The sequence below is a fragment of the Neisseria sp. P0008.S010 genome (assembly GCF_051962715.1).
Lineage (GTDB): Bacteria > Pseudomonadota > Gammaproteobacteria > Burkholderiales > Neisseriaceae > Neisseria > Neisseria elongata.
The window spans coordinates 15,529-34,356 of record NZ_JBQCVA010000002.1 but is presented as its reverse complement, the minus strand read 5'-3'; the positions used below and the strand labels follow the sequence as shown (position 1 = coordinate 34,356).

Genomic DNA, 18,828 nt, shown 5'->3' with positions numbered 1-18,828 from the left:
TTTATGTTTTTTGATGGTTGAAAATGGTTTGTTTGCCGATTTCAGACGGCCTGAAGTTTAGATTTTGCACGCGCCGCCTTCGCAGCCGTCGTCGTTTTCCGAATCGACGCCGCCTTCTACGGTAACGCCGTCAAAATCTTCAAGCAGGTTGTCGAGATTGTCCAAATCTAAATCTTGTTCGTTCATGGGTTGTATCCTTGATTTTAATGTGGTGGCTTTTAGGTCGTCTGAAAAGGTCTTTTAGGATTTTCAGACAACCTTTTTTGTTATTAATGTATTAGGTAGGTCGGGTTATTAAACCCAACATTTCGGGTGGATTAATAGGCTTGTTAGGTTTTCAACTCAACCTACGCTTGCTAAAAGTCTATGTCAAACGGATATGAAGTCTGCCACTGTGTATTACAAGCTGATTTTTGGTTGCAGTATATTTTTAATAAGGATGCAATCCTAAACTTGGCTGATCATATTCCAAACAGTATTCTTCATAACAGAAAGGGCATTTTAAGTATCTCTCACATTCTCCGCTCCCTTTAGGCACATTTCGAGAAAAACTATTTTCACTCTCTTGATATGTTTGGCCACATTTCTCACAAACAATATCATTATCCTGATGACCATATTCACCACAAATTCCCATTTGTGTTGCCTCCTTATTAACAATTTAAGAATCATTACATTAAGGTTAGATTACCAAATTTGATGTTTCAGGCAACTTGGTGGATTTATTTGGATTACTGACCCAGTCTACACCTATTTTCACGCAGTCTAAGAACTCGAATCCACAAATCCGTGTTCCATTCCACCAAGTGCAAACAGCTCTTAATGCGCCGCCCATTCAATCGAGTTCAAATCAATCCCGTCTTTGAACATTTCCCACAGCGGCGACAGTTCGCGCAGTTTGCCGATTTTGGATTTGATCAGTTCTGCCGCAAACTGCACTTCTTCTTCGGTAGTCATGCGACCGAAGGTGATGCGCAGGGATGAGTGCGCCAGTTCGTCGTTGCGGCCGAGGGCGCGTAGGACGTAGCTGGGTTCGAGCGAGGCGGAGGTGCAGGCGGAGCCGCTGGATACGGCGAGTTCTTTCACCGCCATAATCAGGCTTTCGCCTTCGACGAAGTTGAAGCTGACGTTCAGGTTGTTCGGGGCGCGGTGTTCGAGGTCGCCGTTGATATAGACTTCTTCGATGCCTTCGATGCCTTTGAGGAAGATGTCGCGCAGTTTGGTGTAGTGCGCCATGTCTTGCTCGAGTTCTTCTTTGGCGATGCGGAAGGCTTCGCCCATACCGACGATTTGGTGGGTCGGCAGGGTGCCGCTGCGGAAGCCGCGTTCGTGGCCGCCGCCGTGCATTTGGGCTTCGAGGCGGACGCGGGGTTTGCGGCGGACGTACAGTGCGCCGATGCCTTTGGGGCCGTACACTTTGTGGCCGGACATGGACAGCAGGTCGATTTTGGCGGCTTCTACGTCAACAGGCACTTTACCGCAGGCTTGGGCGGCATCGACGTGGAAGATGATTTTGCGTTCGCGGCAGATTTCGCCGATGGCGGGAATGTCTTGCACCACGCCGATTTCGTTGTTCACCCACATTACGGAAATCAGGATGGTGTCGTCGCGGATGGCGGCTTTGAGTTCGTCCAAATCAATCAGGCCGTTTTCTTTCACACCGAGGTAGGTTACTTCAAAACCTTGGCGTTCGAGTTCGCGCATGGTGTCGAGCACGGCTTTGTGTTCGGTTTTGACGGTGATGAGGTGTTTGCCTTTGGTTTTGTAGAAGTTTGCCGCGCCTTTGATGGCGAGGTTGTCGGACTCGGTCGCGCCGCTGGTAAAGATGATTTCTTTGGGGTCGGCGTTAATCAGGGCGGCGATGTCGGTGCGGGCTTTTTCGACGGCTTCTTCTGCCGTCCAGCCGAATGCGTGGCTGTTGGAAGCGGGGTTACCGAAGGTTTCGGTCAGATAGGGAATCATTTTTTCGGCAACGCGTTTGTCAACGGGGGTTGTGGCGGCGTAGTCGAGGTAGATTGGGGTTTTGATAGCCATTTTGTTTTTCCTTTTGATTTGTGTCAGTTTATGTGGGTCAGATGGATTACCTGTCCCGAATGGTGATCTTTTTGATTAAGCACGGTTTGCAGGGTTACGCTGCTGAGATATTGGTTGATGGTGCGGTTCAGGTTTTCCCACAGGTCGTGGGTTAGGCATGGCGCGCCGTTGTGGCAGTCGGCCTTACTGCTGCATTGCGTGGCATCGAGTTTGTCTTCCGCAGCGGTAATGATTTGGGCAATGTTGATTTGGTCGGCACTTTTGGCCAAAACGTAACCGCCGCCAGGCCCGCGTATGCTGTCCACCAGTTTGGCACGGCGCAGTTTGCCGAACAGTTGTTCCAAGTAGGATAGTGAAATGTTTTGGCGTTCGCTGATGTCGTTTAGTTTGACCGCGCCGTTTTGGGCGTTCATAGCCAAATCGAGCATGGCGGTTACGGCGAAGCGTCCTTTGGTAGTCAGTCGCATGGTGGTTTTGTGATGTTATGTTTTAGAAGTGGGATTTTGCGATAGTTGAGTGAATTAGTCAAGTATTTGCACTTTGTTTGATTGAAGTCAATTATTTATGATATTTTTAATAATATTCATTTGCAAATAAGTATGACTTACGATAGAGTCCGCAGCTTCTTAGTTGCCTCCCATTTTATAAAAAAATTTACTATGAAAAAATTATGCGAAATTTAGAAAAAATAACCTGCATTGAAGATTTACGAAAAATCGCCAAACTAAAGATACCAAAAATGTTCTTTGATTATGTGGATTCAGGCTCTTGGACCCAGACGACCTATCATGCGAATACTGCCGACTTCGCACCGATAAAACTACGCCAAAGGGTATTGGTTAATATGGAAGGGCGTTCTTTGGCTGCCAAAATGATAGGGCAGGATGTCAATATGCCAATGGCAATAGCGCCTACAGGTTTTACAGGTATGATGTGGGCTGACGGCGAAATCCATGCGGCACGGGCGGCGGAAAAATTCGGCATTCCGTTTTGCCTGTCCACAATGTCGATTTGTTCGATTGAAGATGTGGCTGAAAACACTTCCGCGCCGTTTTGGTTTCAGCTTTATGTGATGCGCGACCGCGAATTCATGGAAAATCTGATTAAGCGGGCGCAGGCGGCAAAATGCTCCGCGCTGATTCTGACCGCCGATTTGCAGGTTTTGGGGCAACGCCATAAGGATATTAAAAACGGTTTGTCCGCACCGCCCAAACCGACGTTGTTGAACTGCATCAATTTGGCGATGAAATGGGAATGGTGTTGGAATATGTTGCACACCGAGCGGCGAACTTTCCGCAATATCGTCGGCCATGCGAAAAACGTCGGCGATTTGTCTTCGCTGTCTTCGTGGACTTCCGAACAATTCGACCCGCGCCTGAGCTGGGACGATGTTGCCCGAATTAAGGATTTGTGGGGCGGCAAGCTGATTATTAAAGGGATTATGGAACCTGAAGATGCGGAGTTGGCGGTCAAACACGGGGCGGATGCGATTGTGGTGTCCAATCACGGTGGCCGCCAGTTGGACGGTGCGCCTTCGTCTATTCATGCATTGCCTGATATCGTGCAGGCGGTTGGCAGCAGGACCGAAGTGTGGCTGGACAGCGGTATCCGCAGCGGGCAGGATATGCTGAAGGCTTGGGCGATGGGCGCGCGCGGCTTTATGACGGGCAGGGCGTTTTTATACGGACTGGGCGCGTACGGCGAGGATGGCGTGCGCCGTGCTTTGGAGATTATGTATAACGAAATGGATATTACGATGGCGTTTACCGGTCACCGCAATCTGCATGATGTTGACGAAAATATATTGGTGGAAGGCACTTATCCGCAGTCTGCGCGCTGATTGCCTATTTTGTTTTGCCGATTCCGCAGGATTTTCCGCAAACGGAGTGTGCCGCAGCCGCAGAATGATGAGGGTTGCTGCAGTTGCGGATAGCCGATATTGACTGTTCAGGCCGTCTGAAAGTTTTTTCAGACGGCCTGATTTTTTTCTTCTTCCCGTTTCAACAGCTGCTCATATTCGACGGCGCAGGGCGGTTTTCCCAGCCCGGCGAGTACGTACAGGTGGGCGGCTGCGGCGGCGGCCAGCGAGGGCGGGTGATAGCCGCCTTCAAGGACGGAAACGATTTTTCCGCCGCATTGCGGGGCGGTTTGCATAATTTTATGCGTCAGCCAGGCGTAGTCGGCCTCGTGCAGGCGCGTGTCGCCGAGGGGGTCGTCGCGGTGTGCGTCGAAACCGGCGGAGAGCAGGATCAGTTGCGGTTTGAAGGCGCGCAGGCGCGGCAGCCATTCGTTGCGGACGGTATGGCGGAATTCGCGGCTGCCGCAGCGTTCGGACAGGGCTGCATTGAAACAGTTGCCGTTCTTCGGCAAGGGATGGTCGTCGTAGGGGTACAGCCTATTTTGACTCAAACCCAGCAGCAGGATGTTGGGTTGTCCGTGCAGAATTTCTTCGCTGCCGTCTCCTCTGTGCACGTCGAAATCCAGTACGACGACCCGTTGCAGGTGGTGCCGCGAAACGGCGTGCATGGCGGCGACGGCCGTGTGGTTGATGAGGCAGAAGCTGCCGCTTTGTTTGCTTTTGGCATGATGTCCAGGCGGGCGGGTGGCACAAAAGGCGTTGCGTATTTTGCCGGCCAAGACGAAATCGACGGCTTTTATCACGGTGCCTGCGGCGATTCTGGCGGCTTCCAATGCGTTGTTGGTTAAAACGGTGTCGTCGTCGATGCGGCGTATTTTGCCTGCCTGAGGCTGCATACCTTCCAGCCGGAAGAGGTAGCTGCGCGAATGGGCGAGTGCGATTTGACTGTCGGTTGCCTCTTTTCCCTGAATCTGCAACAGATGCGGCCAGATGCCCTGACGGCGCAGTTCGGTCTCGACGGCGGCCACGCGTTCGGGGCTGTCGGGGTGTTTCGGCGGCCGGTAGGCATGCATCGTCGGGTGGTCAAACCAGCCGAGGCGCAAAGGGCGGCCGAACAGGCGGCGCAACCGCTGGGAAAGGAGTAGCATGATTTATTTTTCGGCAGTCTGGTAGGGAAGGCGGCACGACGGTTGTGGCCGTCTGAAAAAAGAAGCCGGATTGTAATCAAATTAGAGTAGTTTGTCAGATTTGGGGCGCGGATAAGGATAGGCCGTCTGAAAACGGTATCGGGTTGAAACGAGACAAACCCGCAGGATATGTATCTGCGGGTCTGTTGTCCTGCACCGTCAGGGATTCAATCCCTGAAGGTTGGCACAGTTGTGTTGCTTCGTGTTTTCAGACGGCCTTCGGAGATATTAGGCGGATGCCGCGTTTTGTTCCGCTTCTTTGCGCAGTTCGCGGCGCAGGATTTTGCCTACGTTGGACTTGGGTAGTTCGTCGCGGAATTCGATGTCTTTCGGCACTTTATAGGCGGTCAGCTCGGTGCGGCAGAAGGCGATGAGCTCTTCCGCGGTCAGCGATTCGTCTTTTTTGACGATAAACAGTTTCAATGCTTCGCCGGTTTTCGGGCTTGAAACGCCAATGCAGGCGGCTTCTAAAACTTTCGGGTGCGAGGCGGCAACGTCTTCGACTTCATTCGGATAGACGTTGAAGCCGGAAACGACAATCAGGTCTTTTTTGCGGTCTACCAGTTTGAACCAGCCTTTTTCGTCCATGACGGCGATGTCGCCTGTAGCAAGGAAGCCGCGCGCATCCAGTACTTTGGCCGTTTCTTCGGGGCGGTTCCAATAGCCTTTCATCACTTGCGGGCCGCGTATCCACATTTCGCCCGGTTGTCCTTGTGCGACTTCGTTGCCGTCGGCATCGCGCAGTTCGATTTCGGTGGAGGGGATGGGTAGGCCGATGCCGCCGGTGTAGGCGGGGATGTTTAGAGGGTTGGCGCATACGCCGGGGCTGGCTTCGGTCAGGCCGTAGGCTTCGACAATGGGCGTGCCGGTGATGTTTTTCCATTTTTCGGCAACGGCTTTTTGAGTCGCCATGCCGCCGCCCAAAGTCAGGCGCAGGTTGGAGAAATCGACGGTGGCGAAATCGGGTTGGTTGACCATGCCGTTAAACAAGGTATTCACGCCGATGAAGACGCTGATGCTTTCTTTTTTCAGCTCGCCGATAAAGCCCTTCATATCGCGCGGGTTGGTAATCAGGATGATTTTGGAACCGGTATTGGCGAAAATCATCAGGTTCACCGTCAGGGCGAAGATGTGGTAAAGCGGCAGCGCGGCGATGACGGTTTCTTTGCCTTCGCGCAGTTGGAATTTAATCCATTCTTTCGCCTGAAGCATATTGGCGCAGATGTTGCCGTGGCTGAGGATGGCGCCTTTGGCGACGCCGGTCGTGCCGCCCGTGTATTGCAACAGCGCGGTGTCTTCGCGGGTCAGGGTAACGGGGCGGAAGGTATGCGCCGCACCTTCTTTCAGGGTTGTCTGAAAAGGAATGGCACCGGAAATGCGGTATTCGGGCACCATTTTTTTGATTTTGCGCAGCACGAAATTCATCAGCGTGCCTTTGAAGAAGCCGAACATTTCTCCGACAGAGGCGACGATGACGTGTTTGATTTGCGTGCGCGGCAGCACCAGCTCCAGCGTGTTGGCAAAATTTTCCAAAACGATGATGGTGGTCGCGCCGCTATCTTTCAACTGATGCTCCAGCTCGCGCGGGGTGTAGAGCGGATTGGTGTTTACCGCCACCAGCCCCGCCTGCAGGATGCCGAAAAGCGCAATCGGGTATTGCAGCAGGTTGGGCAGCATAATCGCCACGCGCTCGCCGCGCGGCAGCTTCAGGACGTTTTGCAGATAGGAAGCGAAATTTTCCGCCAGCTTGCCGACCTCGGCGTAAGTGAGCGTTTTGCCCATGTTTTGAAACGCTGGTTGGTTCGCGAATTTTTCCACGCTTTGACGGAATACGTCGGGGATGGATTGGTAGAGTGTCTCGTCGATTTCGGCTTTTACGCCTTTTTCATAGCTGTCGAGCCAGGGCTTTTCCATAATGTTCGCTTTCTAGGTTGAGGCCGTCTGAAACGTTTTGGCGAAATGCGCCAATCGGTTTTCAGACGGCCTGATGTTTTATCGGGTGATGATGACGGGCTTGTCTGTGGACATGATAATGCCGCCGCCCAAGCAGACATCGCCGTCGTACAGCACGGCGGATTGACCGGGCGTTACTGCCCATTGCGGTTCGTCAAACACCAGCTCGACCGTTTCATCATCGAGATAACGCAATTCGCAGGGCGCATCCGCCATGCGGTAGCGGGTTTTGCAGGTGTAGCGCCCTTCTTTCGGACGTTCGGACAGCGTGAAACTCAAATCGTTCATGACGAGGCTGCGGGTGTAGAGCAGTGGATGGTCATGACCTTGCACGACGATGAGTTCGTTTTTCGTCAAATCCTTCGCGGCAACAAACCACGGTTCACCCGCGCCGCCGATGCCCAATCCTTTGCGCTGTCCGAGCGTGTAGAACATCAGCCCGACGTGTTCGCCGACGGTTTTGCCTTCGGGCGTCACCATTTTGCCGTTGTTGGTCGGCAGGTATTTTTGCAGGAACTCGCGGAACGGACGTTCGCCGATGAAGCAGATGCCGGTACTGTCTTTTTTGGTGGCGGTCGGCAAATTGAATTCGGCGGCAAGGCGGCGGACTTCGGGTTTTTCCAAACCGCCCAGCGGGAAAATCGCGCGTTCGAGCTGGAAGGGTTGGAGGCGGTGGAGGAAATAGCTTTGGTCTTTGTTTCGGTCGAGGCCTTTGAGCAGGTAGTGCACGCCGTTTCGGACTTCTTTGCGTGCATAGTGGCCGGTGGCGATGGTGTCCGCGCCTTGCTCTAGGGCGTAGTCCAAAAAGCATTTAAACTTGATTTCGGCGTTGCACAATACGTCGGGATTCGGCGTCCTGCCTGCACCGTATTCTTTGAGGAAATAGGCGAATACTTTGTCTTTGTATTGTGCGGCGAAATTGACGATGTCGATGTCGATGCTGAGGATGTCGGCCACGGCGATGGCGTCGAAAGAGTCTTGTTTGATGCTGCAATATTCATCGTTGTCGTCGTCTTCCCAGTTTTGCATGAATACGCCGTGCACTCGGTGTCCCTGCTGTTTGAGCAGGGCGGCCGTTACGGAGGAGTCGACGCCGCCGGAGAGCCCGACGATGATGTTTTGCTGTGTGTGGTCGATGTTCATGCCTGGGAGGTGGAAATGAGATGAGGATAAGGGGTTCGCAAATTACACAAATTACTGATTGCGCCAGATTTTATATTTTCAGACGGCCTTTGTATAGCAGGCCGTCTGAAAATATAAAATCTATGCTTGTTTCAATGCGAATTTAAGGATACAATCGCGCCCTTATTTGTTTTGTTCTAGCCGGGTCTGTAGCTCAGGGGTTAGAGCAGGGGACTCATAATCCCTTGGTCGTGGGTTCGAACCCCACCGGACCCACCATATCTAAGCCGCATGGAATATAGGTTCCGGCGGTTTTTTTGTATCTGAACAATTGGTTTGGCGGATGTCGGCATGATACAAAGCGGGCCTGATCGGACTGTTTTCATCTGCCGTATCTTAAAATGGGCTGGTCGGCTGCTATTGGGTGTTGAAATTCGAATGACGTTAAAAAATCGCTGCAAGCCTTCATGGATAGGGTTTGCAGCGATTTTGTCCAATCAGACGGATTTAAAATCTTAGCCGAGCTTTTCAGACGGCCTTATTTCTTCAATTCCGCCAAAATCTCGTCAACGGTTTTCTTCGCGTCGCCGAAGCACATCACGCTGTTTTCGTTGAAGAACAGCGGGTTTTGTACGCCTGCGTAGCCGGTGTTCATCGAGCGTTTGAAGACGACGACTTCTTTTGCCTTCCACACTTCCAATACGGGCATGCCGGCAATCGGGCTGTTCGGGTCGGTTTGGGCGGCGGGGTTGACGGTGTCGTTCGCGCCGATGACCAGCACTACGTCGGTTTCAGGGAAATCGTCGTTAATTTCGTCCATTTCCAACACGATGTCGTAGGGGACTTTGGCTTCGGCAAGCAGTACGTTCATATGACCGGGCAGGCGGCCGGCGACGGGGTGGATGCCGAAGCGTACTTCGGTGCCGTTTTTACGCAAAAGCTCGGTGATTTCGGCAACAGGGTATTGCGCTTGCGCCACTGCCATGCCGTAGCCTGGGGTGATGATGACGCTGCTTGCGTTGCGCAGCATTTCGGCGACTTCGGCGGGTTTGGCTTCGCGGTATTCGCCGATTTCTTCGCCGTCTGCCGCTGCCGATGAGCCGTCGGTACCGAAACCGCCTGCAATCACGGAGATGAAGGAGCGGTTCATGGCTTTACACATGATGTAGGACAGAATCGCGCCGCTGGAGCCGACCAGCGCACCGGTGACGATGAGCAGGTCGTTGGAGAGCATGAAGCCTGCCGCTGCGGCCGCCCAGCCGGAGTAGGAGTTCAGCATGGACACGACTACGGGCATATCCGCGCCGCCGATGGAGGCGACCAAGTGCCAGCCGAATGCGAGCGCGATCAGGGTCATCAGAATCAGGATGAAGCCGCTGCCGTCAACGGATACGAACACCAGCATCAGGATAAAGGATAAAACCAATGCGGCGAGGTTGAGCTTGTGTTTGGCGGGCAGTTGCAGCGGCGCGCTGCTGATTTTGCCGTTGAGCTTGCCGAACGCGACCAGCGAGCCGGTAAAGGTTACTGCGCCGATGAAGATGCCCAAATACACTTCGACCAGATGGATGGTGTGCGTATCGGATGAGATGTCGCCCGGCTCGATATAGCTGTTGAAGCCGACCAAAACCGCCGCCAAGCCGACGAAGCTGTGCAAGAGCGCAATCAGCTCGGGCATTTCGGTCATTTCTACTTTTTTGGCTTTGTAGATGCCGATGGCCGCGCCGATAAGCATGGCGATGATGATCCAGCCCAGTCCGTTGGTGTTTTCGGAAAACACGGTAACGAACAAGGCGACCGCCATCCCCGCTACGCCGGAATAACAGCCCTGCTTGGCGGTTTCCTGCTTGGACAGCCCCGCCAGCGAGAAGATGAACAGTATCGCGGCTACGATGTACGCCGCTGTAACGAGTCCTGAAGACATGGTGATTCTCCAATTATTTGTGAAAGTAAATGTATTTTGAAACTCGGAGGCCGTCTGAAAACTTGATTCAGACGGCTTTGACAGTCTGAAAACCCGTTTTACCCTTTCCTAAACATATTCAACATCCGGCGCGTTACGAAGAAGCCGCCGAAGATATTGATGCTGGCAATCAGGATGGCGATGAAGGCTAGTAGGGTAACGAAGCCGTTGCCTTGGCTGATTTGCAGCAGCGCGCCGACAACGATGATGCCGGAAATGGCGTTGGTCACGGACATCAGCGGGGTATGCAGCGAGTGGCTGACGTTCCAGACGACGTAGTAGCCGATGACGCAGGCGAGGACGAACACGATAAAGTGGTTCAAGAATGCTGCGGGTGCAACCGCGCCGACCCACAGTACCAATACGGCGGCGATGACGGCGGGAGCGAGTTTTTTCCACAGGGGAACGGGTTTCGGCTCGGGCTTGGCGGCAGGCGCGGCTTTTTCAGACGACGTTTGCTGCGGCTGGGCGGAAACTTGAATCGGCGGAGGCGGGAAGGTGATTTCGCCGTCGCGGGTAACGGTCATGTTGCGGATAATCACGTCTTCGAAGTCCAGCGTGATTTCGCCGTCTTTGTTCGGGCTTAACAGCTTGGTCAGATTCACCAAGTTGGTGGCGTAAAGCTGGGAAGACTGTCCGGCAAGGCGGTTTGCCATGTCGGTGTAGCCGATGATTTTCACGCCGTTGTCGGTTATGAACAATTCGCCCGGTTTGGTGAGTTCGCAGTTGCCGCCCGTCGCCGCCGCCAAATCGACGATGACGGAGCCGGATTTCATGCTTTTCACCATTTCTTTGGTAATCAGCTTGGGCGCGGGTTTGCCCGGAATGGCGGCGGTAGTGATGATGATGTCCACTTCTTTCGCCTGTTCGGCAAAGAGCTTCATCTCGGCGGCGATAAATTCGTCGCTCATCACTTTGGCGTAGCCGTCGCCGCTGCCGCCCGATTCTTGCGGGAAGTCGAGTTTCAGGAACTTGCCGCCCATCGATTCGATTTGTTCCGCCACTTCCAAGCGGGTGTCGAACGCGCGCACCACTGCACCGAGCGAGTTTGCCGTACCGATTGCCGCCAAACCTGCCACACCTGCGCCAATCACCAAAACCTGCGCGGGCGGCACTTTGCCTGCGGCGGTAATTTGACCGGTGAAGAAACGGCCGAAGGCGTTGGCGGCTTCAATCACGGCGCGGTAGCCGCTGATGTTTGCCATCGAAGACAAAGCGTCTAAAGCCTGCGCGCGGGAAATGCGGGGCACCATGTCCATCGCCAATACATTGACCTTTTTATCGGCCAGTTTTTTAACCAGTTCTTCGTTTTGGTTCGGATAAAGGAAGCCGACCAAAGTCTGGCCTTCTTTCAGACGGCGGCATTCGTTGCCGTTCGGCGCGTTCAGCTTGTAAATCAGCGGGCATTTCCACACTTCGGCGGCTGCGGCAACCGTGGCCCCCGCTTCTTCATAGGCTGCATCGTCAAAACTCGCGCCCAAGCCCGCGCCATGTTCCACCACTACATCGAAGCCCAGTTTCTGCAATTGGGCAACGGTGGCGGGGGTGCAGGCCACACGGGTTTCACCGGCAAGGGACTCTTTTGGGATACCGATTTTCATGTATTGTTTCCTTTCAAATATTCAGGATATGGAAAGCGATAAAAGGCAATTGATGCAGTGGGATTCACGACTGCAAGACCGCCGAAAATTAAGGCATAGCGTTTATCCGAGGATATTGATTAACTTTATAACTGAAAGCCTGAACAGGGGCAACCGCTTTGGCTGAAAAAAACGCATTTCGGCATCGTTTATTGCCGCCCGGCAGCCGCTTGCCGTACAATGTTGCCGCTTGAAGTGCGGGATTGGAAGCACTTTTGTCGATTAAACAGATAAAAAAGGAAACACAATTATGCGTATGCTCCACACCATGCTGCGGGTGGGCGATTTGAAAAAATCGCTCGAGTTTTATCAGGACGTATTGGGGATGCAGCTGCTGCGACAGAAGGATTATCCCGAAGGGCGGTTTACGTTGGCTTTCGTCGGCTACGGCAGCGAGGCTGAAAGCACGGTTTTGGAACTGACACACAACTGGGATACCGAAAGCTACGATTTGGGCAATGCTTACGGCCACATCGCCATCGAGGTCGACGATGCTTATAAAGCCTGCGACCGTGTGAAAGAGAAGGGAGGGAAAGTCGTGCGCGAAGCCGGACCGATGATGCACGGCACGACCGTGATTGCCTTTGTGGAAGACCCCGACGGTTATAAAATCGAGTTCATCCAGAAAAATACGGGCAAAGATTCCGTGCAATATTAAAGGTCGGCAGACTCTGAAGAGAGACCGTCTGAAAACCCGTTTCAAGGTTTTCAGACGGCTTCTTTATTCGACGGGACGGCTTGCTTATGCTTCCAGTTTTTCCAAACCACCTAAGTAAGGACGCAGGGCGGCGGGGATGTTGATGCTGCCGTCTGCGTTTTGGTGGTTTTCCAAAACGGCCACCAAAGTGCGGCCGACTGCCAGGCCGGAGCCGTTCAGGGTGTGCACCAGTCGGTTTTTGCCGTTTTCATCTTTGAAGCGGGCCTTCATGCGGCGGGCTTGGAAGTCTTCGCAGTTGGAACAGCTTGAGATTTCGCGGTAGGTGTTTTGCGCGGGCACCCAAACTTCCAAGTCATACGTTTTGGCCGCACCGAAGCCCATGTCGCCCGTGCAGAGGGTGATGACGCGGTAGGGCAGTTCCAAGGCTTTCAGGATGTTTTCGGCGTGGCCGACCATTTCTTCCAGTGCGTCGTAAGACGTTTCGGGGCGGACGATTTGCACCATTTCCACTTTGTCGAACTGGTGTTGGCGGATCAGGCCGCGCACGTCTTTGCCGTGCGAACCGGCTTCGCTGCGGAAGCAGGGGGAATGGGCGGTCAGTTTCAGCGGCAGTTTTTCAGACGGCACGATGCTGTCGCGCACGGTGTTGGTGAGGGTAACTTCGGCGGTAGGAATCAGGTATTGCGTGGTTTTGCCTTCGTCGCCGCCTCGGGTAACGTGGAACAGGTCTTCGCCGAATTTAGGCAGTTGCCCCGTGCCGTAGAGCGTGCTGTCGTTCACGATATAGGGCGTGTAGTATTCGGTGTAGCCGTGTTGCTGCGTGTGGGTGTCGAGCATGAATTGCGCCAGTGCGCGGTGCAGGCGGGCGATTTGGCCTTTCATTACGGTGAAGCGGGCGCCGGAAAGTGCCGCGCCGCCTTCAAAGTCCAGGCCTAAGGGTGCGCCCAAATCAACGTGGTCTTTGATGTCGAAATCAAATGTGCGCGGTGTGCCGACGCGGCGTACTTCGACGTTTTCCGTTTCGTCTTTGCCGACGGGTACGCTTTCATGCGGCAGGTTGGGGATGGCGGACAGCCAGGCTTCGAGTTCTGCCTGCACGGCTTCGAGTTCGGCGGCGGCCTGTTCCAAGTCGGTTTTGATTTGTGCCACGGCATTCATGGCACGTTCGGCTTCTTCGTGTTTGCCTTGGCCTTTGAGCATGCCGATTTTTTTCGATTCGCTGTTGCGCTCGGCCTGCAATTCTTCGGTTTTGACCTGAAGCTGTTTGCGTTTGTTTTCCAGGGCTTCGAAGCGGGCGGTGTCGAATTGGAAACCGCGTGCGGCCAAGCGGGCGGCGACTGCGGCTGTGTCGCTGCGGAGTTGTTGGATGTCTAACATGGGATGTCCGTTGGATGGTTTGTCAAGGAATGTGCGGTATTGTAAACGATTTTACAGCGGCAAAAAACCGAAAGGCCGTCTGAAACTCACTTTCAGACGGCCTTTAATACGGTTTCAGGATTTTAGCGCAGGAAGAAGTATGCCCACATTGAAACTAGGACGATACTGAGGATGTTGAGCAGCATACCGACCCGCAGCATATCTTTCTGCGTAACCAGCCCCGTGCCAAACACGATGGCATTCGGCGGTGTGGCCACCGGCAGCATAAAGGCACAAGACGCGCCGATACCGATGATGAGTACCATCACCTCTTTCGGCATGCCCATTTGTTCGGCCACGCTGGCAAAAACGGGCACGAGCAAGGCGGCGGAGGCGGTGTTGCTGGTAAATTCGGTGAGGAAGATGATAAAGGCGGATACGGCCAAAATCACGACAAACGGATGGGCGGCAACGAAAGCGGAAGCCATTTCGTTACCCAATGCGGCCGATGCGCCCGATTTTTGCAACAGGTTGCTCAAAGCGATACCGCCGCCGAACAGCAGTAAAACGCCCCAGTCGGTATTGCGGGCGACTTCGCGCCAGCGCACTACGCCGAAAATTACCACGGCAACGGCTGCCGTAAGGGCGACGAACGCATCCGGGCTGTCAATGCCGAATTGTTTTTTCAGCTTGTCGCCCAACACCCAGGCTACGGCGGCGGTGATAAAAATCAGCATGGCAATCACGCGGTGCAGTGTCCACGGAATGTCTTCTTTTTCCACTTCGACCCGTTGCGACAGATTGGGTTTTAAGACGACGAACAGGGAGAACAGCATCAGCGGCAACAGTGCCAGCATCATCGGCAGGCCGAATTTCAGCCAGCCGGCGAAATCCAAATTCAAGGCTTTGGCGGCGATGGCGTTCGGCGGAGAGCCGACTACGGTTCCCAAACCGCCGATACTGGCGCAATAGGCGATGCCGAGAAGGACGAAAACGAAGGTATTGCGGTCTTTTTCCTTATCCAGATGGCTCATCAGACCCATGGCCAGCGGCAACATCATGGCGGCAGTGGCCGTGTTGCTGATCCACATGGAAAGGAAGGCGGTAACGGCAAACAGGAGATGCACGGCGATAAAGGTGTTGCCGCGCGAAAGGGAAATCAGCCAGATGGCGATTTTCCGGTCCAGCTTCTGCATGTGCAGCGCGGTGGCCAGAGCAAATCCGCCGAAGAAGACATAAATAATCGGGTCGGAAAATCCTGCCAATGCTTGTTTCGTGCCCATTTCGGGAACTTGGAACAAAATGGCGAAAAGCGGCACAATCAATGCGGTTACCGTGATGTGTACGGCTTCGGTAAACCACATAATGGCGACAAATGCCAAGATGGTCAGACCTTTATTGACATTTTCGTCATAAGGCAGGATTTGATAGAGCACGGCGCTGATAATGGTGGCAACGATGGCGATAACCAGGCCTCGGAAATTGGTTATCGGCGCTTGCGCGCTCAATAGTTCCACGTTTTCCGGCTGTTGGTCGGTTTGAGGTTTGTTTGTCATGGAAAATCTCTCCTAATGAGTTCTTCTTGCCGAAAGACTAAGCTTCGGTGTGCGCACGATAACATGAATTTACATGAAATGGCAAAAAATTAAAGTAAGGGGATTTTCAGACATCGCAAATATTATTTCAGACGGCCTTTACAGCGGTTGCTGCTTTTGATACGTCTGGAGGCCGTCTGAAAAATTATTTTTGCAGTTGGGCAGACAAATCACGAAAGAAGCCGTCTTCAAAATCGGCTTTCAGCACGCTGCCATTGCGTTGCGCCGTGATGCCGATGTGTTTGCCGTTTTCGCTCTGCTCAATTTGATAACCTGCTTGGCGCAGATATTCGGCAACGGCCTCATGCTGCCGATACAGCACAAACGTTGCCACCATCTCGGGAATGACGACAGTGGCGCGGGCAGGATTCTCGGCGGCCAATGCTTGTTTCAAACGCGGATCGCGCAGGGCAAATACGGCAATACCCGCATCGTGGAATGCCAAATAATAGCCGTCCGCCTGCACGATGCCGACGGCAACGGCAGCCACCGCTTCCACATCGTCCTGTTCCAGTTCAAACGTACGTTCGGTTAGCCATGCGATGCCGTTTTCCTTGCCGTATCGCTGCAATGCAAAGCTGTCGCGCACGATGTTTTCGGCAAAATCCGAACCTTGGTTGCCCCAAGCCCAAAGCCAAGTGCCATCGTCGAAGGCGTAAGTGCCGATGATTTGGATGTCGCGGAATTCGGTTTCATTCAGCAGCAAAACTGCCGATTCCAAATCCGCCTGCCATGTCTCCACATCGCCAACGATATCGTGCAGGGCAAATTTTTTGGCAATCGCCATACCCGCCATGGGGCGCAGAACGGCTTCGATGTCATCCACAATGTCGGTGTTTGAACCGTTGAATAATCCGAACATAATTGTTCCTTTATCAATGTGAAAATAATGTTTCAGACGGCCTCAATAGGGTGGGCGGCCTTACCCGTTCATGCCGCCGAAGGACATTTCTTTGTCTTCGTCCACTTCGATGGTGAGTGTGTGTCCGCCGAAATAATCGGGCTGTTCGGTGGATAAATCGATGCTGAAATCGCTGACGGTTTTGTCGTCAAAATCCACCCATAGGGATACGCCGGATAGGCAGATGCTGTCGATGACGGCCTGCCTGTCCGTTTCGGCAGTCAAAACCGTGCCGTCATGCAGGACGGCTTTGCCTTTTTGTGCGATTTCTTGTGCGGCCCAATCGTTGAACACATCGACAAAATCTTCGTAATCCAGTGCGAAATCAATCATCTTTTTACGGTTCTTTTCAATCCATTTCAGCACCGCTTCAATCTTTTTATACGGGATTTTGTTTTTGAATAGTTTTTCCACGGCGGCGGGGTCGTAAAGCGCGTCTTCGTCGCCGTCGTATTCGTCTAACAATTCGTCAGCATCCAGCACGACGGGGACGGCGTTGCCCCAAAGCGTTGCTTCGGCAACCAAGCCGTCATATTCGTCTGACAAGGCAAAGCGTTGTTGCAGCAGGCTTTTGGCAGGGGCTTTGGGTTGCGGCGTTTCGCCCGGCGCGGCATAGCCTTTGGCTTTTTTGGATTGGATGAGTTTGGTGGCATCTTTTTCGCATTCTTCCGCGCTGGCGAAAGATTTGGTTTTGCTCTGCCCTTTCGTGCCGATGCGCCCGAAGGTAACCGTGTGGCTGTTGCCGTCTATATCGATTTGCCAGAATTTTTCGGATTGCTCATCGCGGTATTCCAAATATGTCATCCAATCAGTCTCCATTTATTTTGAAAAAGTGCAGGCTGCTTTTTTCAGGCAGCCTGCACTTGTCTTACTCAATCCCTTTTTTCGCCAGATAGCTCTCGTAATCGCCCAGATAATATTCATATCCGCCTTTGCCGTCCAGCTCGATAATCTGCGTGGCGAGCGATGAAACAAACTGGCGGTCGTGCGACACGAAAATCAGCGTGCCTTTGTATTTTTCCAGCGCCATGTTCAGCGACTCGATGCTTTCCATGTCCATGTGGTTGGTCGGCTCGTCCATAATCAGCACGTTGGGGCGCAGCAGCAGCAGTTTGCCGTAGAGCATGCGGCCTTTTTCGCCGCCGGAGAGCACTTTCACTTTTTTCACCACGTCGTTGCTGCCGAACAGCAAACGGCCGAGCGTGCCGCGAATCACTTGTTCGTCGTCGCCTTCCTGCCCCCATTGGCGCATCCATTCGGTCAGATCCATGTCGCAGTCAAAATCGTTTTCGTGGTCTTGCGGGTAGTAGCCGATGGTGGCTTTTTCCGCCCATTTGATGCAGCCTGCATCGGGTTTGACATCGGAAAGTTTTTCGTCAAACGCGCCGGCCAAGAGTTTCAGCAGGGTGGATTTGCCTGCACCGTTCGGGCCGATGATGGCGAGGCGTTGCCCTGCTTCCAGAATATAAGACAGTTTTTCAAACAGGGTTTTGTCGAACGATTTGGCCAGGTTTTCCACTTCCACGGCCTGGCGGTGTAGTTTGTTTTTCTCGTCGGTTTCAAAGCGGATATACGGGTTTTGGCGGGTGGACGGTTTTACTTCCACCATCTCGGCTTTGATTTTGTCGGCCTGTTTCAAGCGGCTGGTGGCTTGGCGGGCTTTGGATTTGTTGGCAGAGAAGCGCGCCACAAATTCTTGCAGTTCCTGCAATTTTTCTTTGGCTTTGGCGTTGTCTTTCAGCGCGCGCTCGCGGGATTGGGCGGAGGCGAGCATGTAGTCGTCGTAATTGCCGGGGTAAACGGTGATGGTGTTGTAGTCCAAATCCGCCATGTGGGTGCAGACTTCGTTCAGGAAGTGGCGGTCGTGGCTGATGATAATCATGGTGCTGTCGTATTGGTTCAGCACGCCTTCCAGCCAGCGGATGGTGTTGATGTCCAAGTTGTTGGTCGGCTCGTCCAACAGCAGCACGTCGGGTTTGGAGAACAGGGCTTGCGCCAGCAGCACGCGCAGCTTGAAGCCGGGGGCAACTTCCGCCATGGTGGCGTTGTGCAGTTCTTCGGCAATGCCTACGCCGCTCAACAGCTCGGCGGCGCGCGCTTCGGCGGTGTAGCCGTCGTATTCGGCGAACTTGGCTTCCAGTTCGGCGGCGTGCATATAGTCTTCTTCGGTGGCTTCGGGGTTGGCGTAAATCGCGTCGCGTTCGGTCATCGCCGCCCACATTTCGGTGTGCCCCATCAGCACCACATCCAGCACGCGCATGTCTTCATAGGCAAACTGGTCTTGGCGCAGCTTGCCCAGCCGCACACCGTGTTCAATCGCCACTTCGCCGCTGGTCTGCTCCAAATCGCCGCCCAAAATCTTCATGAAGGTGGATTTGCCCGAACCGTTCGCGCCGATTAAGCCGTAGCGGTTGCCTTCGCCGAATTTGACGGAGACGTTTTCAAACAGCGGCTTCGCGCCGAACTGCATGGTGATGTTGTTGGTGGAAATCATGGAATAGCTCTTTCAAATAGGGAAATCAAAAATCGGCGGATTGTAGCATAAGAGGGCATACGCCCGA

At 53.5% G+C, this 18,828-nt stretch carries 15 protein-coding genes and 1 tRNA gene; 3 read left to right on the top strand and 13 right to left on the bottom strand.

The annotated features are described in order from the left end of the window. Positions 1 to 57: 57 nt before the first annotated feature. The 3 genes from ACTHSL_RS01050 to iscR form a co-directional block, all read right to left on the bottom strand. Positions 58 to 186 (bottom strand): hypothetical protein, encoded by a 129-nt coding sequence (locus ACTHSL_RS01050; RefSeq protein ID WP_002234986.1) that lies wholly within the window; start codon positions 184 to 186, stop codon positions 58 to 60. Positions 187 to 819: 633 nt separating this feature from the next. After that, positions 820 to 2,034, bottom strand: coding sequence for an IscS subfamily cysteine desulfurase (locus tag ACTHSL_RS01045; protein WP_440380009.1), 1,215 nt, complete (start codon positions 2,032 to 2,034; stop codon positions 820 to 822). A 23-nt stretch (positions 2,035 to 2,057) separates the two neighbouring features. Further along, positions 2,058 to 2,501, bottom strand: coding sequence for a Fe-S cluster assembly transcriptional regulator IscR (gene iscR, locus ACTHSL_RS01040; RefSeq protein WP_204812377.1), 444 nt, complete (start codon positions 2,499 to 2,501; stop codon positions 2,058 to 2,060). Positions 2,502 to 2,701: 200 nt separating this feature from the next. Here iscR and ACTHSL_RS01035 point away from each other — a divergent pair, with 200 nt between their 5' ends. After that, the gene (locus ACTHSL_RS01035; RefSeq protein ID WP_440380071.1) at positions 2,702 to 3,874 is read left to right on the top strand and encodes an alpha-hydroxy acid oxidase; all 1,173 of its coding nucleotides are present in this window, start codon (positions 2,702 to 2,704) and stop codon (positions 3,872 to 3,874) included. A 128-nt stretch (positions 3,875 to 4,002) separates the two neighbouring features. On the opposite strand, the gene ACTHSL_RS01030 is transcribed toward ACTHSL_RS01035, so the two are convergent. From ACTHSL_RS01030 to mnmA, 3 genes are all read right to left on the bottom strand, one after another. After that, positions 4,003 to 5,040 (bottom strand): histone deacetylase family protein, encoded by a 1,038-nt coding sequence (locus ACTHSL_RS01030; RefSeq protein WP_440380008.1) that lies wholly within the window; start codon positions 5,038 to 5,040, stop codon positions 4,003 to 4,005. A 267-nt stretch (positions 5,041 to 5,307) separates the two neighbouring features. After that, the gene (locus ACTHSL_RS01025) at positions 5,308 to 6,993 is read right to left on the bottom strand and encodes an AMP-binding protein (protein WP_440380007.1); all 1,686 of its coding nucleotides are present in this window, start codon (positions 6,991 to 6,993) and stop codon (positions 5,308 to 5,310) included. A gap of 78 nt (positions 6,994 to 7,071) precedes the next feature. Further along, positions 7,072 to 8,175: a tRNA 2-thiouridine(34) synthase MnmA gene (gene mnmA / locus ACTHSL_RS01020; RefSeq protein WP_440380006.1), complete on the bottom strand. Its 1,104-nt coding sequence runs from the start codon at positions 8,173 to 8,175 to the stop codon at positions 7,072 to 7,074. Between the two features lie 182 nt (positions 8,176 to 8,357). Between mnmA and ACTHSL_RS01015 the strand changes: the two genes are divergently transcribed. Next, positions 8,358 to 8,433, top strand: a tRNA-Ile gene (locus ACTHSL_RS01015). Positions 8,434 to 8,692: 259 nt separating this feature from the next. On the opposite strand, the gene pntB is transcribed toward ACTHSL_RS01015, so the two are convergent. Continuing rightward, the gene (gene pntB / locus ACTHSL_RS01010) at positions 8,693 to 10,078 is read right to left on the bottom strand and encodes a Re/Si-specific NAD(P)(+) transhydrogenase subunit beta (protein ID WP_440380005.1); all 1,386 of its coding nucleotides are present in this window, start codon (positions 10,076 to 10,078) and stop codon (positions 8,693 to 8,695) included. Positions 10,079 to 10,176: 98 nt separating this feature from the next. After that, positions 10,177 to 11,718, bottom strand: coding sequence for a Re/Si-specific NAD(P)(+) transhydrogenase subunit alpha (locus ACTHSL_RS01005; RefSeq protein WP_440380004.1), 1,542 nt, complete (start codon positions 11,716 to 11,718; stop codon positions 10,177 to 10,179). Between the two features lie 289 nt (positions 11,719 to 12,007). Between ACTHSL_RS01005 and gloA the strand changes: the two genes are divergently transcribed. After that, on the top strand, positions 12,008 to 12,415 hold the full coding sequence (gene gloA / locus ACTHSL_RS01000; protein WP_440380003.1) for a lactoylglutathione lyase: 408 nt from the start codon (positions 12,008 to 12,010) through the stop codon (positions 12,413 to 12,415). Between the two features lie 84 nt (positions 12,416 to 12,499). On the opposite strand, the gene serS is transcribed toward gloA, so the two are convergent. The 5 genes from serS to ACTHSL_RS00975 all read right to left on the bottom strand — a co-directional run bounded on the left by serS (position 12,500) and on the right by ACTHSL_RS00975 (position 18,761). Further along, a complete protein-coding gene (gene serS / locus ACTHSL_RS00995) occupies positions 12,500 to 13,792 on the bottom strand; it encodes a serine--tRNA ligase (RefSeq protein ID WP_440380002.1) in 1,293 nt (430 codons plus the stop codon). A gap of 122 nt (positions 13,793 to 13,914) precedes the next feature. Next, on the bottom strand, positions 13,915 to 15,327 hold the full coding sequence (locus ACTHSL_RS00990; RefSeq protein WP_440380001.1) for an SLC13 family permease: 1,413 nt from the start codon (positions 15,325 to 15,327) through the stop codon (positions 13,915 to 13,917). 184 nt (positions 15,328 to 15,511) lie between these two features. Beyond that, positions 15,512 to 16,228 (bottom strand): DUF6882 domain-containing protein, encoded by a 717-nt coding sequence (locus tag ACTHSL_RS00985; protein ID WP_440380000.1) that lies wholly within the window; start codon positions 16,226 to 16,228, stop codon positions 15,512 to 15,514. 60 nt (positions 16,229 to 16,288) lie between these two features. Continuing rightward, positions 16,289 to 17,071 (bottom strand): WGR domain-containing protein, encoded by a 783-nt coding sequence (locus ACTHSL_RS00980; protein ID WP_440379999.1) that lies wholly within the window; start codon positions 17,069 to 17,071, stop codon positions 16,289 to 16,291. Between the two features lie 64 nt (positions 17,072 to 17,135). Beyond that, a complete protein-coding gene (locus ACTHSL_RS00975; protein WP_440379998.1) occupies positions 17,136 to 18,761 on the bottom strand; it encodes an ABC-F family ATPase in 1,626 nt (541 codons plus the stop codon). Between the last annotated feature and the right edge of the window lie 67 nt (positions 18,762 to 18,828).

What these genes read in the sequence shown, in the direction of transcription:
- ACTHSL_RS01050 (WP_002234986.1), bottom strand. Translation starts at nt 186, where the DNA reads ATGAACGAACAAGATTTAGATTTGGACAATCTCGACAACCTGCTTGAA.
- ACTHSL_RS01045 (WP_440380009.1), bottom strand. Translation starts at nt 2,034, where the DNA reads ATGGCTATCAAAACCCCAATCTACCTCGACTACGCCGCCACAACCCCC.
- iscR (WP_204812377.1), bottom strand. Translation starts at nt 2,501, where the DNA reads ATGCGACTGACTACCAAAGGACGCTTCGCCGTAACCGCCATGCTCGAT.
- ACTHSL_RS01030 (WP_440380008.1), bottom strand. Translation starts at nt 5,040, where the DNA reads ATGCTACTCCTTTCCCAGCGGTTGCGCCGCCTGTTCGGCCGCCCTTTG.
- ACTHSL_RS01025 (WP_440380007.1), bottom strand. Translation starts at nt 6,993, where the DNA reads ATGGAAAAGCCCTGGCTCGACAGCTATGAAAAAGGCGTAAAAGCCGAA.
- mnmA (WP_440380006.1), bottom strand. Translation starts at nt 8,175, where the DNA reads ATGAACATCGACCACACACAGCAAAACATCATCGTCGGGCTCTCCGGC.
- pntB (WP_440380005.1), bottom strand. Translation starts at nt 10,078, where the DNA reads ATGTCTTCAGGACTCGTTACAGCGGCGTACATCGTAGCCGCGATACTG.
- ACTHSL_RS01005 (WP_440380004.1), bottom strand. Translation starts at nt 11,718, where the DNA reads ATGAAAATCGGTATCCCAAAAGAGTCCCTTGCCGGTGAAACCCGTGTG.
- gloA (WP_440380003.1), top strand. Translation starts at nt 12,008, where the DNA reads ATGCGTATGCTCCACACCATGCTGCGGGTGGGCGATTTGAAAAAATCG.
- serS (WP_440380002.1), bottom strand. Translation starts at nt 13,792, where the DNA reads ATGTTAGACATCCAACAACTCCGCAGCGACACAGCCGCAGTCGCCGCC.
- ACTHSL_RS00990 (WP_440380001.1), bottom strand. Translation starts at nt 15,327, where the DNA reads ATGACAAACAAACCTCAAACCGACCAACAGCCGGAAAACGTGGAACTA.
- ACTHSL_RS00985 (WP_440380000.1), bottom strand. Translation starts at nt 16,228, where the DNA reads ATGTTCGGATTATTCAACGGTTCAAACACCGACATTGTGGATGACATC.
- ACTHSL_RS00980 (WP_440379999.1), bottom strand. Translation starts at nt 17,071, where the DNA reads ATGACATATTTGGAATACCGCGATGAGCAATCCGAAAAATTCTGGCAA.
- ACTHSL_RS00975 (WP_440379998.1), bottom strand. Translation starts at nt 18,761, where the DNA reads ATGATTTCCACCAACAACATCACCATGCAGTTCGGCGCGAAGCCGCTG.